Origin of the sequence: Marinobacter sp., from assembly GCF_041595835.1 — a bacterium.
Taxonomy (GTDB): Bacteria; Pseudomonadota; Gammaproteobacteria; order Pseudomonadales; family Oleiphilaceae; genus Marinobacter.
Genome location: NZ_JBFHJO010000001.1, coordinates 205,033 through 219,600, shown reverse-complemented (window position 1 = coordinate 219,600; position 14,568 = coordinate 205,033). Strand labels below are relative to the sequence as shown.

Sequence of the window (14,568 nt, the reverse complement as noted above, 5' to 3'; positions counted from 1 at the left end):
CACTTAGTAGTGATTAAATTGTAGTGGCTCTGAGCGATAATCAAAAAAACAAAGAACCAAGATTCAGCTTTTAGAATCGGCGTGAGGGCATTGTGAACTATATAATTAATCCAGCAATTGCATTGATGAATCGGCTGCCGATGGTTTACAAATTCAGCCTCATCAGCATCCTGTTTCTTGGCCCTATTCTGGTGTTGTCCTGGCTGGTTATTTCAGGTCTTAACCAGTCTGTGCAAACGATGAACCGGAGTATTGAGGGGCTGGTAGAGCTTCAAAAAGCAGAGCAGCTATTGTCGGCCGCTATGGATTTCCGGGACTTTCAGTCTCCGGGGGTTCTGAAGCAGCAGCCTGAGCTGTTAGCGAAAGCTGAAGCCTCGGCTAATCGAATAGATGTCTTGCTTGCCGACCTGGCAGAGCCACGCCGGTCTTTCGACTCAACCGGGTCTTGGCAGGAGCAGGTCCAGAACCTGCAGAAAGAATGGCAGGCACTCCGGACCAATGAAAATTATCAGGTCAGAATGGGCCCGCAGTTCCAGATCTATCAAGAGTTTGTCCAGAAGGTTCGTGCAGTATTGCCTGCTACTATCGAAGTTTCGGGCCTTGGCCAGGATGCATCACGGGAAAATTTATTGTTGCTGGGATTGGTGCGTTCAGCATTGCCGGATGCCCGTAACGCAATTGGTGGCGCTCGTTCATACGGTATTTTTGCGTTGATTGAGGGCCGGTTAGGCTCTGCTCTGAGTGAGAACCTGAACGAAATATTTGACCTGTTGACGAATCGCAGCTCACTGCTGTCTCCAAGTCTGCTGGTTGCAAAAGAAACTTCTGATACATTGGCTGAGTCGTCTGGCGGAACGCTCGCGAGCGTGGATGAAAGTCTGCTGGTTGTTCGCGAAGAGCTGGACTTAAACATTATCTCTCCAATGCGACTGGATATGCCTTGGCAAGAGTATGAGGCAAAGGTATCGGGCGAGTTGAAACACTATGACACGCTGACCGAAGATATTTTTCAGGTTGTAGGTGACAACCTGAAGAGCCGGCTACAAAGTGAGACTCAGCAGCGCGCCCTGATTTTTGTTGCCCTTATCACGGTGATGCTTGTTGTCGTATACCTGTATATCGGGTTCTTTATGTCGGTCCGGGTTGCCATTAACCGGTTCAGCCTGGCAGCAAGAAATGTGGCTGCCGGCGATATGACGACTCACATAGAGCTTTCCAACCGTGATGAGTTGGGTGAGCTGACCAGTGAGTTTAATAATATGACGGACAAAATTGCTGAGCTGATCCGTTCTGTTAGTGGCACGACGGCGGATGTGGGGCTGCAGGCCGTCAGAGTTAATGAGACGGCTGCAGCGAATAGCGAAGCAGTAGCTCGCCAGATGGATGAAAGTAGCCAGATTAATGAAGCTATGGGGCAGATGGTGGATGCTGTCAATGAGGTGACCGAGAGCGCGCACCGGGTTGCTGACAGTGCCGGTAGTGCCGAAAGGGATACCGAAACCGGCCGTAAAGTTGTGGCTGATACGGTTGAAACCATTAATAAGCTGGCCGGCGAGATTGCCGGTGCAGTTGAGGTTATTAACCGGGTTAACAAAGACAGCGATAATATCAGTCAGGTGTTGGTTGAAATTAAAGCCATTGCAGAGCAAACAAACCTGTTAGCACTTAATGCCGCGATTGAAGCCGCCCGTGCAGGTGAGTATGGCCGTGGTTTTGCGGTAGTGGCTGACGAAGTTCGTTCCTTGTCGCAAAGGACGCACAAGTCCACGGAAGAGATTGAGGATATGATTTCCCGGTTACAGGGTGGTGTAAAGGAAGCTGTTTCAGCGATGACGAGCAGCCATGGCGCTACTGAATTGACCGTACAGAAGTCTGATGAAGTGACCGAGGCTTTGGATCGTATTGCTCAGGGTATTTCAGAAATTGTGGATATGAGCCATCAGATTGCGCAGGCCGCGGAAGAGCAGTCTGCTGTTGCCCAGAATGTTAATGCGAACGTAGAAAGTATTGGTGAGCTTGGCCATATTACGGCAGCGAACGCAGAGGAAACTCTGGAGTCGTCTCGTCAGATGTCGGATCTTACAGCTTCACTTCAGAAGCTTGTTCAGACATTTAAAGTTTGAGGCAGTTGATAAAAATCCGGCCTTTACAGGCCGGATTTTTTTTGTTCCCAAAGAATTTCCTGAGCACCATCCCTGCGAGCCAACACCCTGGAAATTACGAACAGCAGATCGGAAAGTCGATTGAGGTACTGTTGTGCTGCAGGGTTTATGGCATCTTCCTGACTCAGACCAACCACCACCCGCTCAGTACGACGGCAGACTGCGCGTGCTAAGTGGCAGTGGGCTGCGGCGATGGATCCACCCGGTAGAATGAAGTTTTTCAAAGGTGGCAAGTCTTCATTGTAATGGTCAAGCACCTGTTCCAGCCAGTTGGTGTGTTCGTTGCTAATAACTTTGCTGCCGGGAATTGCAAGCTCTCCGCCAATGTCGAACAGGTGGTGCTGTATTCGGCGAAATACGTCAATCAAGGCATCTTCGGCGGGCAGGGTTTCCACGAGAATGCCTATATGACAACTCAGCTCATCGGCTGTCCCCATGGCTTCAACTCTCAGGGCGTTCTTGGTAATTCGATTGCCGTCTGCCAAGCCTGTGGAGCCATCATCTCCGGTGCGTGTGTAGATCTTTGATAGGCGGTTGCCCATGCGTGGCGCTCCTGCTAATAGACAGTCAGTTAAGTTGTTTTACTTGCTCGGTGAGCATTTGGTTCACTGGGGTATCGATGCCGTAATCCTGACCAAGACGCACGAGATAACCATTTATAAAGTCGATTTCGGTATTCCGGCCAGCCAAAATATCGGCTCTCATGGAGGATGTATTTCTGGCCGTTCTGCGGGCCACGGTCTCAATCGCATTCTGTATGGCTTTGGCGGACTGTTCCTTTTGACGGCTGGCGCTCATCAGTTTGCTGATCTCGTCGCATAAAGGAGATATCCATTGGAGATAAAAGGGGTGAGCCAGTATCTCTCCGTTTGGGCAATTAAGAATGGCAGTGAAGGCGTTGATGCCGGCATTGATGATCAATTTTTGCCAGAGCTTACTCAGGATGTCCTGCTCCGCATGAACGGTCAGGCTACTGAGAGCGAGCAAAGAAACTGAATTGGTGAGATGGATTTTGCCCGTGGTTGTAAGTGCACCGACCCAGGTTTCACCTTGCCCGGCATGGATCGTGAGCCCGGCTTCAGGCCGATTAGCGCCTTCGGTCGTTGTGGCGGCTAGAACTGGTCGGTCTGGCCAGGTTTCAGCGACGCGCTGTTGACTGCCCAGGCCATTTTGGAAGAGCACGATTGGGGTATCGCTGGGAAACCGGGCAAGTATGGGGGCTAAGGCGTTAACGGTGTCACCGGCCTTGGTGGTAACGATTAGCAGAGATGTTGGCTGAGAGTAATCCAGCCAGGGTACGATAACTTGCTCGTCCGGCCCCTGAAGGGGCCGGAGTTTATAGGCCAGTTGTTTGGCTGATTGTTCCGGGCGAGGCACAAAGGCCACTTGTCCTGCTGGAAGTTTAGCGGCCCAGAGCCGGCCCAGAGAGCCGGCTCCCAGAATGGCTATCATGGCCTTACATGGCCTCGATTTCAGCTCGCTGTGCGCTCAACCTCTGCAGGCTGCCTTGAGCATCGCGCAGTTTTCCTTTCTCTTTTTCAATGACTTCAGCCGGAGCTTTGGATGTGAACTTTTCGTTGTTCAGCTTGCCTTCTACACGGCTGATGTCTTTCTGCAGGCGATCAAGTTCTTTATCCAGACGCTTGAGTTCCGCATCTTTGTCTATGAGGCCGGCCATTGGGACCAGAACTTCCATTTCGCCAACGAGCTGGGTGGCACTCATAGGGGCTTTGTCAGAGCCCAGCCATTCCAGCTTTTCAAGTTTTGCCAGAGACATCAGGAACTGACGGTTTGCGTTAAGGCGACGTTCGTCTTCGCTGTTGCCGCCTTTCAGCAATACCGGTACAGGCTTGCCCGGAGATATGTTCATTTCACCACGGATGTTTCGAACGGCGACGATGACGCCTTTTACCCAGTCGATATCAGCTTTTGCAGTGGCATCCTGCTTGCTTTCTTCTGGCCGTGGAAATGGCTGAAGCATGATGCTGTCGCCGCTCTTTCCTGCCAGCGGAGCAATACGCTGCCAGATTTCTTCGGTGATGTACGGCATCATCGGATGTGCAAGCCGCAGGATAGATTCCAGAACGCGAACCAGAGTCCGGCGTGTGCCTCGTTTGGCTGTAGCACTGGCGTTATCGTCGTTCAGCATGGGCTTCGACAGTTCCAGGTACCAGTCGCAGTATTCGTTCCAGATGAATTCGTACAGGGCGTAGGCGGCCAGGTCGAAACGGTACTGCTCCAGATGACGGATCACTTCTTGCTCGCAGTGCTGCAGTTCACTGATGATCCAGCGGTCAGCCAGTGACAGTTCTACCGGCTCATCATTTACACCACAGTCTTCGCCTTCGGTGTTCATCAGCACGTAACGAGCAGCATTCCAAAGCTTGTTGCAGAAGTTACGGTAACCTTCCAGTCGCTTCATATCCCAGTTGATGTCACGACCGGTAGTGGCCATAGCTGCAAGGGTGAAACGCAGAGCGTCAGTGCCGTGAGCGGCGATGCCTTCCGGGAATTCTTTCTGAGTGCGCTTGCCAATCTTTTCAGCCAGCTTGGGCTGCATCATGTTGCCTGTGCGCTTTTTCAGCAGGTCTTCCAGAGTGATACCGTCGATCATGTCCAGCGGGTCGATCACGTTGCCCTTGGATTTGGACATCTTGTCGCCGTGTTCGTCACGGATCAGGCCGGTTACGTAAACTGTTTTGAACGGTACTTGTGGTGTGCCGTCTTCGTTCTTCATGAAGTGCATGGTCATCATGATCATCCGGGCGACCCAGAAGAAGATGATGTCAAAGCCGGTCACTAGCACGTCAGTTGGGTGAAAGGTTTTCAGACGTTCAGTAATTTCTGGCCAGCCTAAAGTGCCGAAGGTCCACAGTGCAGAGCTGAACCAGGTGTCGAGAACGTCGTCGTCTTGTTTCAGTTCCAGGCTGGCGGCCAGGTTGTGTTTCTTGCGCACGTCGTCTTCGTTGCGGCCAACGTAGATGTTGCCGTCGGCGTCGTACCAGGCTGGAATCCGGTGGCCCCACCATAACTGGCGGGAGATACACCAATCCTGGATATCGCGCATCCAGGAGAAGTACATGTTTTCGTACTGCTTGGGGACAAACTGGATACGGCCGTCTTCTACGGCTTCAATCGCAGGTTTGGCCAGGGTTTTTGCGTCAGCAAACCACTGGTCGGTCAGCATGGGCTCTATGATCAGGCCTGAGCGGTCGCCGCGGGGTACGCTGAGTATGTGGTCTTCAACCTGCTGCAACAGGCCAGCAGCTTCCATGTCTGCAACGATTTGCTTGCGGGCTGCTTCGCGGGTCAGGCCGGCGTAGGCTGCTGGCATGCTGCCGTCGATGTCGGTGTTTTCGGTGCCGTCGCTATTGAAGACTTCGGCGACCTCACGGATGTTGGCGTCTTGGGTCAGGACGTTGATCATCGGCAGGCTATTACGTTTGCCGACGGCGTAGTCGTTGAAGTCGTGAGCCGGAGTAATTTTCACACAGCCGGAGCCTTTTTCCGGGTCGGCGTGGTGGTCGGCTACAATCGGGATTCTGCGATTTACCAACGGCAGCACGACGTATTTGCCAATCAGGTGCTGATACCGTTCGTCGTCCGGATGTACGGCTACGGCGGTGTCGCCGAGCATGGTTTCGGGACGGGTAGTGGCGACCACTACATAATCTTTGCCGTCCTGGGTTGTTGCGCCGTCGGCCAGCGGGTAGCGCAGGTGCCAGAAGAAACCCTTTTCTTCTTTGTTCTCTACTTCAAGATCGGAGATGGCAGTGTGTAGTTTCGGGTCCCAGTTGACCAGTCGCTTGCCGCGGTAGACGAGGCCGTCTTCGTACAGGCGAATGAAGACTTCTTGTACGGCCTTGTAAAAGCCTTCGTCCATGGTGAAGCGTTCGTTGCTCCAGTCTACGGAGTTTCCAAGGCGGCGCATCTGGCGGGTGATGGTTCCGCCGGATTCTTCTTTCCACTCCCAGATACGTTTAATAAATTCTTCCCGGCCGAGGTCGTGGCGGGTTTTGCCTTCTTCTGCAGCGAGTTTCCGCTCAACAACCATTTGGGTGGCGATACCGGCGTGGTCTGTGCCGACGGTCCAGACGGTGTTATTGCCCTGCATGCGCTTGTAGCGTGTGAGGGTGTCCATGATGGTGTGCTGGAAGGCGTGGCCCATGTGCAGGCTTCCGGTCACGTTAGGTGGCGGGATAGCAATGCTATAGGACTGGCCTTCTCCGCTGGGGCGGAAGTACCCTTTAGACTCCCAGTTTTCGTACCACTGGCGCTCTATGTTTTCTGGCTGGTAGGTTTTTTCCATGGGTTTCTGCAGTGACCGTTGGTTGATTCACGAGGGAAAGTTTGAAACCGGCGATTATACATGGTCGGTTTGGTTGCGGCGAACCTTCGGCTAGGTGTTCGTCCAGTAGCCTTCGGATTTGGGTGCCTGGGCAGTTGGGATAAGCTTTCCAAAAACCGCTTCGAGCACATCCATGTGCGCTTCTCTCCGGCCATCCATGGCCTACGAAATTTTTGGAAAGCTTATCCCAACTACGCGGTTCAAATTCGGAGCTGTTCGCTTGTATACAAGGATGCTTGGTTTTGATGTTCCTGAAAATTCGTGCGCGACCGTATGCATTTTGACGGACAAACGTGTTAGTCAGCGTTTTCGCATGTCGTGTACCCGCGCTTCTATGCCCAGCTTTCGCAGTTGTTTGTAGTGGCCGCGAGCTTGGTTCAGTACCGCAGGGTCGTTTTGGGCGACCAGTGCCAGCCTTCGGTATTGGTCAGACTGTCCGGGCAGGGCAGACGACAGGATGATGACTGTGTCCCAGTCGGAAGCTGCGGGTGGGTAAAGCAAAATGCCGACCGGGTCTGAGCATGGGGTGTTTGCATCGGTTGCGATGCTGTGGGGGATGAAGGCATCTGGGGTGAAGTTCCAGAGTAGGTCATCGAGTTCTTGCGCTTGTTGCTGGTTGTCACAGAGTACGCACACACGGTCGCCTTGCTGCCAGGCTTTGTCCACCAGTTTGGCTGCGTGGAGATTGCGGGCGGCTGGGGTGTTTTGGGCGAGGATGTGAAACCAGTAGCGTTGGTTTTTTGCGTCCCGGCCGGAGGTGCCGGCAGCTGAGCTGCCGGGCTCCACGGGATTGTTTAACTGCTTACCCGGCATGAGACATCAGGTAGTCGACCAGCAGGGGGACCGGGCGGCCGGTGGCGCCTTTGGCCTTGCCAGAGTTCCAGGCAGTACCGGCGATATCGAGATGGGCCCAACGGTAGTCTTTGGCGAATCGGGACAGGAAGCAGGCGGCAGTGATAGTGCCGGCCGGGCGTCCGCCGATGTTGGCCATGTCAGCGAAGTTGCTGTCGAGCTGGCTTTGGTATTCGTCCCACAGAGGCAGACGCCAGGCCCGGTCGCCGCTTCTTTCGCCAGCAGACAGCAGTTCGTTGGCCAGTTCGTCATTATTGGACAGCAGGCCGGTGGCGTGGTGTCCCAGTGCGATGATGCAGGCGCCTGTCAGGGTTGCCAGGTCCACAACAGCTTGTGGTTCGAACTTTTTAACGTAGGTGAGTGCATCGCACAATACCAAGCGGCCTTCGGCATCGGTGTTGAGAATTTCTACGGTCATGCCGTTCAGGGTGGTGACGATGTCGCCGGGGCGTGATGCGCCGCCATCTGGCATGTTTTCAGCGGCAGCAATTACTGCAACTACGTTGATTTTGGGCTTGGTTTCAGCCAGCACTTGCATGGTGCCTAGTACGCTTGCGGAGCCGCCCATGTCATATTTCATTTCGTCCATGCCTTCACCTGGTTTCAGGCTGATTCCGCCTGAGTCAAAGGTGATACCTTTGCCAACCAGGGCATAGGGCTTGTCTTTGGTACTGCCGCCACGGTACTCCATGACAATCAGGCGTGGTGGCTGTTTGGAGCCTTTTCCGACGGCCAGAATGGTGTTCATGCCCAGCTTTTCCATCTGTTTTTCATCAAGCACTTCGGTCTTGATGTTGTCATATTCTTTGGCCATGTTTTCGGCTTGTTCAGCCAGCCAGATTGGGTGACAGATGTTGGGCGGGGTGTTGCCCAGGTCGCGGGTGAAGTTCATGCCGCGGCCGGTGGCCAACCCCAGGTTTAAGGCGTCTTTCCGGGGTTTATCGGCGGTAGAGGTCTGAATGACGACTTTGTTCAGCTTGCGAGCGGCAGGTTTTTCACTCTTGTAGTCTGTGAAAGTATAAAGTTGTTCTTCCAGAGTGCGGCCGATCAGGTTCAGGCGTGCTTCTTCAGAGCTGGCAGCGTCTTGACTTTGAAAGGTGGTGTCTGCCAGGCAGATCAGGGCGTTGCTGGAGGGGCCGTCTTTCAGTGCACCCAAAGTGGCAATTAAAGCTTTGCGGTAGTTGGCCAGGTTGCGTTCACTATCTTTGCCTGTGCCGACGACAATGATTCGTTTCCAGGGTTGGTCGATCAGAGGGAAGGTGTTAACAGAGGCATTCTTGCCTGTTACGTCTCCGGCTTTATCCAGTTGCTTGATCAGCCCTCCAAGTGCTTCATCCGCAGCCTTGGTGGTTTCTGGCCATTCACCCTTTTCAGGCAGGCCGATAACAAGGCAATCGGTTTTGGTGGCCGTGATGGCTTTGCTGCTCAGGCTGAAATTCATAGCAACTCCTGTCATATGATTAGTTTTTTTGCTGAGGCTGGCTCAATACATGTTCTTTAGGATTGGGGTTAAGCATCGAATAATCAAGGAGTCGGCCTATATTGCTACGATGGTTCCAATCTATGAGCGCTTTACTGTCAATCGGCTGCAAGGTTACATAGAATACGCGCAGTTTCCTGTATCTACCATCTTGTAACAGGACACCATCAGAGAGACTGGTTTGACTATCATTTTCCGTTACCTCATTCGCCAGATTATGGTTAGCATGCTCGCTGTCTCCGGCATTCTCTTGCTGGTGTTCATGAGTGGTCGTTTTATCAAGTATCTGGGCAGTGCTGCAGAAGGTGAAATAGCTGCAGATGTACTGTTTTCGATCATGGGTTATCGTTTCCCGGGTTTTCTTGAGCTGATTCTGCCGCTGGGTTTGTTTATAGGTATTCTGCTGGCTTACGGTCGGATGTACCTGGAAAGTGAGATGACAGTGTTGTTTGCTTGTGGTGTTAGCGAGCGGCAACTGCTGACGAAAACTCTGATCGGTGTATTGCCGGTGATGCTCGTGGTGGGAGCCATGAGCCTGTTCGTTTCGCCCTGGGGGATGAAGCAGGTTGAACAGATTTTCAATGAGCAGCGTAAGGCCACAGAATTTGAAATGTTGGCTCCCGGACGGTTTCAGGACTTCACTTCAGGCACGCGAGTTACTTACACCGAGGCTTTGAGTGATGACAAACGAGAATTGCAAGGTGTATTCATTGCTGAGTATGGGCGCGATGGTAAGGGGGTGACTCTGATCACCGCAGAAACCGGCTCTCAATTGATTGATCAGGAAACTGGTAGCCGTTTTCTGATTTTGGAAGATGGTGGCCGTTTTCAGGGCGTACCGGGGCGGCGTGATTATAATGTTACGCTTTTTGATGCCTATGGACTGAAAATTCAAAGTGGTGAGGCGGGTACCAAAGAGTTAGAAGAGGGCATTTCAACTCTGGATCTGTGGAAGTCCGATAACCTTGAAGATCGCGCCTTGTTGCATTGGCGCATTTCTCTGCCGCTGATTGTTCCTATCATTACTTTGCTTGCGGTTCGCCTGAGTCGAGTGAATCCGCGGCAAGGGCGGTTTTTTCATTTGTTGCCAGCCATGTTGGTTTATATCACTTACCTTGGCTTGCTGATTGTTGCCCGGGACGCTTTGGCCGACGGCAAGGTTCCTGAGTGGATCGGCATGTTGTGGGTTCATGCGTTGTTCTTATCTCTTGGGTTGTGGCTTCAGTTTGGCCCAGCCTGGCGAAATCGCCGGCGCCTTGAAAAAGAGGGGGGCGCCCATGCGTAAGATTGATAATTACGTGATGAGCACAGTGGGCAGCGCCATGTTCCTGGTGATGGTGGTGGTGCTGTCGCTGGATTTGATTTTCGCGTTTATCGCCGAGCTCGAAGATACCCGAAATGGTTATCAGACGCTGCAGGCGTTGTGGTATGTGGCGTTGACTCTGCCGAGAAGAATATACGATTACCTGCCGCTTGGCGCCTTCATGGGGTGCTTGGTTGGGCTGGGTACTATGGCCAGTTCCTCAGAATTAACGGTGATCCGTGCTGCAGGCGTTTCTCTGAAACGAATTGTCTGGTCTGCCATGAAGCCGGCATTGGTTGTGGTTCTGCTTGGAGTAGTTATTGGTGAGTATGTAGCGCCGACAACGGAGCGCATTGCGCAGAGTGACAAGGCGGTGGCCCTGGGTGCGGGTAAGAATGTAGCCTCAGCCCACGGTGTTTGGCACCGGGAGGGTAACACCTTCATGCACTTGAATGCCGTACAGCCAAATGGTGTTTTGGTTGGGGTCTCTCTGTTTGAATTTGATGGTGACCGGCAGCTGATTAAATCCAGTTTTTCTAAAAGGGCTGTATTCCATGGCGATTACTGGGTTCTTGAGAAGGTGGTTGCCACCCGGATGGAAGGCGAGCGCACTGTGCGGGACAAGCTGCCTTCGTTGCGCTGGGATACAGGTCTTTCGCCGGAGGTACTCAGCGTATTGATTGTGAAGCCTGAGAATCTTTCGATGACCGGTTTGTTTACGTATGCCCGTTATCTGGGAGAGCAGGGGCTGACGGCAGCACAATATTGGCTGGCGTTCTGGAAAAAAGCACTGATGCCCCTGGGGACTGCTGTCATGGTGCTGGTGGCAATTTCGTTTGTTTTTGGCCCGCTGCGTTCAGTTACCATGGGGTTTCGGGTTTTTACCGGTTTGCTGGTGGGGCTGTTGTTCAAGTATATGCAGGATTTGTTGGGGCCGATGAGCATGGTGTACGGGTTCAATCCGTTGATCGCTGTGTTAGCGCCAATATTGGTGAATGCCGCGGTCGGTGCAGTGTTGATGAGAAAGGCCGGCTAGGCCGGCCTGTATTTTAGAGCTGTTTCTTTACCTGTTTGGGTAGTGCCACAACGACACTGTTGGAGGTGCGGTCAGTTACCGACAAGCCGTTAATCGGATAGAACAGTGCGACGATGGCTGGCAGGGCGAGTATCAGGGCAACAGCGCCCAGATAGTAGCCGCCGAGTATGGCCAGGAAGACCACTGCTGAGGCGGTGCCGTAGCGGAGTAATGACTGGGTCCAGCTAACTGATGTGCCATCCAGGTTTTCGATGCGTATCCGCCACACTTGCATCCCCAGAGTCTGGCCGTTATGGGTCCAGAAATAGGCAAAAAACAGGTAGAGCACCAGGAACAGAAGGAAAGTCAGGCCCGGGTCTCCGGATAGCTGACCGGCCTCCGCCATACGTTCCATATGTTCCCAGCCCCGGATCCAGCCGGTAATCATGGTGTAAATCCAGGTGGTAACCAGCAGTACAGCAATGCTGATCAGGCCGTCGTAAATGATGGCCAGGGCGCGTTTGAGGGCAGTTGCTGGGGGAAAGAGTTCCTCGGCGTCATGGAAGCGTCGGGGCATGGGATCTCCTATGAGTTTTCACGTTTTTCCTGTACTCGGCGTGTGCTAGAGTAGCGGATTTGTACACGCATGTAAGTATTCGTATTTCAATCGCGGACCTGCCGACCCCCCGGCGGGTTTCTGGAAGGGTATCAAAGGGCTATGAAAACCGCAGAGTTGCGACAGGCGTTCCTCGATTATTTCAAGCAGCAGGGTCACACCATTGTTCCGAGCAGTTCGCTGGTTCCGGCGGATGATCCAACATTGCTGTTTACTAATGCTGGCATGAATCAGTTCAAGGATACGTTCCTTGGCAGAGAAGAGCGCGACTACACTCGAGCGACTTCGTCCCAGAAGTGTGTGCGTGCTGGTGGTAAACACAATGACCTTGAGAACGTAGGCTATACCGCGCGTCATCACACCTTTTTCGAGATGCTGGGCAACTTCAGCTTTGGTGATTATTTCAAGCGGGAAGCCATCAACTACGCCTGGACCTTTCTGACCGGCAAGGACTGGCTGAATCTGCCGGAAGAAAAGCTGTGGGTCACCGTCTATGCCGACGATGACGAAGCCTATGATATCTGGAACCAGGAAGTGGGGGTTCCGGCCGATCGCATCGTCCGTATTGGCGACAACAAAGGTGGTCGCTATGCGTCAGATAACTTCTGGCAGATGGGCGATACGGGGCCTTGCGGCCCCTGCACTGAAATTTTCTACGATCACGGTCCGGATGTGGCCGGTGGCCCTCCAGGCAGCCCGGAAGAAGATGGCGACCGCTATATTGAAATCTGGAACGTGGTGTTTATGCAGTACAACCGCACGGCTGATGGTGAAATGCTGAATCTGCCCAAGCCTTCTGTTGATACCGGTATGGGGCTGGAGCGCATTGCTGCCGTTTTGCAGGGTGTACACAGTAACTACGAAATTGACCTGTTCCAGGATCTTCTGAAAGCGGCCTCTGATGTACTGGGTGGTGCTGCAACGACCGAGGCCTCTCTGCGTGTTGTGGCTGACCATATCCGTTCCTGTGCGTTCCTGATTGCTGATGGTGTGATGCCTTCAAACGAAGGGCGGGGCTTTGTCTTGCGCCGAATCATTCGTCGCGCTGCGCGTCATGGCAACAAGCTGGGTGCGAACGAGCCTTTCTTTTATAAGCTTGCGGCGCCCTTGGCTGAGTTGATGGGTGAGGCGTTTCCTCAATTGGTGAGCAGCCTTAAACAGGTTGAAAAAGTGCTGCTGCAGGAAGAAGAACAGTTCGCCAAGACTCTGGATAAAGGTCTGCGCCTGCTGGAGCAAGACATTGCCGGGCTCGAAGGCACTGAGATTCCTGGTGAGACAGTGTTCACGTTATATGACACCTACGGTTTTCCGGTTGACCTGACTAACGACATTGCCCGTGAGCGTGGGTTGACCCTGGACTATCCGGGGTATGAAAAAGCCATGGAAGCCCAGCGTGAGCGGGCTCGGGCCGCCAGTAAGTTTGGTATTGACTACAATGCTGCAGGCATCACCATTGAAGGTAAAACCGAATTTACCGGTTACGACCACATCGATGGCCGGGAACTCGTTCGTGCGGTTCTGGTGAACGGCGAAGAAGGTAAGGCTGTTGCGGGCGACGAGTGTGTGGTCGTACTTGAGCGTACGCCTTTTTATGCTGAATCAGGTGGCCAGGTAGGTGACACCGGGGTGTTAACCTGGAATGGCGGTCGTTTCGAAGTGTCCGATACCCGTAAGGAAGGCGACAATCATCTGCACGTAGGTACCTTGGTTGAAGGTGAGCTGAGTTCGGGGCAGGAAGTAGACGCGCGCATTGATCACGCACGCCGTGAACGTACCAAACGTAACCATTCCGCCACGCATTTGTTGCATGCAGCCTTACGCAATGTTCTGGGTGAACACGTAACTCAAAAAGGATCCTTGGTTGATCCGGATAAGCTACGCTTCGATTTTTCTCACTTTGAAGCGGTTACTCCTGAGCAGCTCAAAGAAATTGAACGGCAGGTAAATGAGCAGATCCTCATAAATACACCGGTTCAGATCGACGTTACAGATATGGAAACTGCTCAGGAAAAAGGTGCAATGGCCTTGTTCGGCGAGAAATACGGTGACGTGGTTCGAGTGCTGACGATGGGCGCTGAGCGATTCTCAGTTGAGCTGTGTGGCGGAACTCATGTTTCCCGCACTGGTGATATTGGCATGATGCGCATTATTTCTGAAAGCGGTATTTCTTCGGGCGTTCGTCGTATTGAGGCTGTTACCGGCTTTGGAGCATTGGCCTGGGTGGAAGAAACTGAAAATACCTTGCGCGATACCGCGAAGCTGGTGAAAGCCACTCGTGAGACAGTGGTAGATAAGGTTAAGCAGGCGCTGGATCGTAACCGTCAGCTTGAAAAAGAAGTGGATGCTCTTAATGCTAAGCTGGCCAGCTCTGCCGGCACTGACCTTGCAGGATCTGCGGTGGAAGTCGCGGGTTTGAAAGTGGTTGCCGCTCAGCTTGAGGGCGTTGATCGTAAAGCTTTGATGGAAACTGCTGATCAGCTGAAGAATAAGCTGGGCGAGGGCGTGGTTGTTTTGGCTGCCGTTGCTGACGGCAAGGTGACACTGGTTGCCGGTGTTACCAAATCAGCCACGAACAAGGTGAAGGCCGGCGACTTGATGAAGCACTTGTGTGCTCAGGTTGATGGTAAAGGCGGCGGTCGACCGGACATGGCTCAGGGTGGCGGTAACGATGCATCGAAATTGGCCGACGCTTTGGCGAGCGTGCCAGCTTGGGTGGAAGGAAATATACGTTAATCCGCTGTTTACGGGAGCGGGCAGGGGTTTATAATTCTGGCCGCTTAATTTGATGGCGG

At 53.1% G+C, this 14,568-nt stretch carries 10 protein-coding genes; 4 read left to right on the top strand and 6 right to left on the bottom strand.

What is annotated here, in order from left to right; genetic code table 11:
• Positions 1-92 precede the first annotated feature (92 nt).
• The gene (locus ABYA77_RS01000; RefSeq protein ID WP_372964059.1) at positions 93-2,123 is read left to right on the top strand and encodes a methyl-accepting chemotaxis protein; all 2,031 of its coding nucleotides are present in this window, start codon (positions 93-95) and stop codon (positions 2,121-2,123) included.
• A 23-nt stretch (positions 2,124-2,146) separates the two neighbouring features.
• Here the strand turns inward: ABYA77_RS01000 and ABYA77_RS00995 are convergent, their stop codons facing one another.
• The 5 genes from ABYA77_RS00995 to ABYA77_RS00975 all read right to left on the bottom strand — a co-directional run bounded on the left by ABYA77_RS00995 (position 2,147) and on the right by ABYA77_RS00975 (position 8,803).
• Positions 2,147-2,704, bottom strand: coding sequence for a cob(I)yrinic acid a,c-diamide adenosyltransferase (locus ABYA77_RS00995; RefSeq protein WP_372964058.1), 558 nt, complete (start codon positions 2,702-2,704; stop codon positions 2,147-2,149).
• A gap of 25 nt (positions 2,705-2,729) precedes the next feature.
• Positions 2,730-3,614 (bottom strand): ketopantoate reductase family protein, encoded by an 885-nt coding sequence (locus tag ABYA77_RS00990; RefSeq protein WP_372964057.1) that lies wholly within the window; start codon positions 3,612-3,614, stop codon positions 2,730-2,732.
• 4 nt (positions 3,615-3,618) lie between these two features.
• Positions 3,619-6,471, bottom strand: a complete 2,853-nt coding sequence (locus ABYA77_RS00985; RefSeq protein ID WP_372964056.1) for a valine--tRNA ligase — start codon at positions 6,469-6,471, stop codon at positions 3,619-3,621.
• Positions 6,472-6,810: 339 nt separating this feature from the next.
• A complete protein-coding gene (locus tag ABYA77_RS00980; protein ID WP_372964055.1) occupies positions 6,811-7,323 on the bottom strand; it encodes a DNA polymerase III subunit chi in 513 nt (170 codons plus the stop codon).
• Positions 7,313-8,803, bottom strand: a complete 1,491-nt coding sequence (locus ABYA77_RS00975; protein WP_372964054.1) for a leucyl aminopeptidase — start codon at positions 8,801-8,803, stop codon at positions 7,313-7,315. The genes ABYA77_RS00980 and ABYA77_RS00975 overlap by 11 nt, the downstream gene beginning before the upstream one ends.
• 220 nt (positions 8,804-9,023) lie before the next feature.
• Between ABYA77_RS00975 and lptF the strand changes: the two genes are divergently transcribed.
• Positions 9,024-10,127, top strand: coding sequence for an LPS export ABC transporter permease LptF (gene lptF, locus ABYA77_RS00970; protein WP_372964053.1), 1,104 nt, complete (start codon positions 9,024-9,026; stop codon positions 10,125-10,127).
• Positions 10,120-11,181: an LPS export ABC transporter permease LptG gene (gene lptG, locus ABYA77_RS00965; protein ID WP_372964052.1), complete on the top strand. Its 1,062-nt coding sequence runs from the start codon at positions 10,120-10,122 to the stop codon at positions 11,179-11,181. The genes lptF and lptG overlap by 8 nt, the downstream gene beginning before the upstream one ends.
• Positions 11,182-11,194: 13 nt before the next feature.
• Here the strand turns inward: lptG and ABYA77_RS00960 are convergent, their stop codons facing one another.
• Positions 11,195-11,737, bottom strand: a complete 543-nt coding sequence (locus ABYA77_RS00960; protein WP_372964051.1) for an RDD family protein — start codon at positions 11,735-11,737, stop codon at positions 11,195-11,197.
• 141 nt (positions 11,738-11,878) lie between these two features.
• Here ABYA77_RS00960 and alaS point away from each other — a divergent pair, with 141 nt between their 5' ends.
• On the top strand, positions 11,879-14,509 hold the full coding sequence (gene alaS, locus ABYA77_RS00955) for an alanine--tRNA ligase (RefSeq protein ID WP_372964050.1): 2,631 nt from the start codon (positions 11,879-11,881) through the stop codon (positions 14,507-14,509).
• The last annotated feature ends 59 nt before the right edge of the window (positions 14,510-14,568 follow it).

Coding starts and splice junctions, on each gene's coding strand:
- alaS (WP_372964050.1), top strand. CDS start 11,879: ATGAAAACCGCAGAGTTGCGACAGGCGTTCCTCGATTATTTCAAGCAG.
- ABYA77_RS00960 (WP_372964051.1), bottom strand. CDS start 11,737: ATGCCCCGACGCTTCCATGACGCCGAGGAACTCTTTCCCCCAGCAACT.
- ABYA77_RS00985 (WP_372964056.1), bottom strand. CDS start 6,471: ATGGAAAAAACCTACCAGCCAGAAAACATAGAGCGCCAGTGGTACGAA.
- ABYA77_RS00990 (WP_372964057.1), bottom strand. CDS start 3,614: ATGATAGCCATTCTGGGAGCCGGCTCTCTGGGCCGGCTCTGGGCCGCT.
- ABYA77_RS00980 (WP_372964055.1), bottom strand. CDS start 7,323: ATGCCGGGTAAGCAGTTAAACAATCCCGTGGAGCCCGGCAGCTCAGCT.
- ABYA77_RS00975 (WP_372964054.1), bottom strand. CDS start 8,803: ATGAATTTCAGCCTGAGCAGCAAAGCCATCACGGCCACCAAAACCGAT.
- lptG (WP_372964052.1), top strand. CDS start 10,120: ATGCGTAAGATTGATAATTACGTGATGAGCACAGTGGGCAGCGCCATG.
- ABYA77_RS00995 (WP_372964058.1), bottom strand. CDS start 2,704: ATGGGCAACCGCCTATCAAAGATCTACACACGCACCGGAGATGATGGC.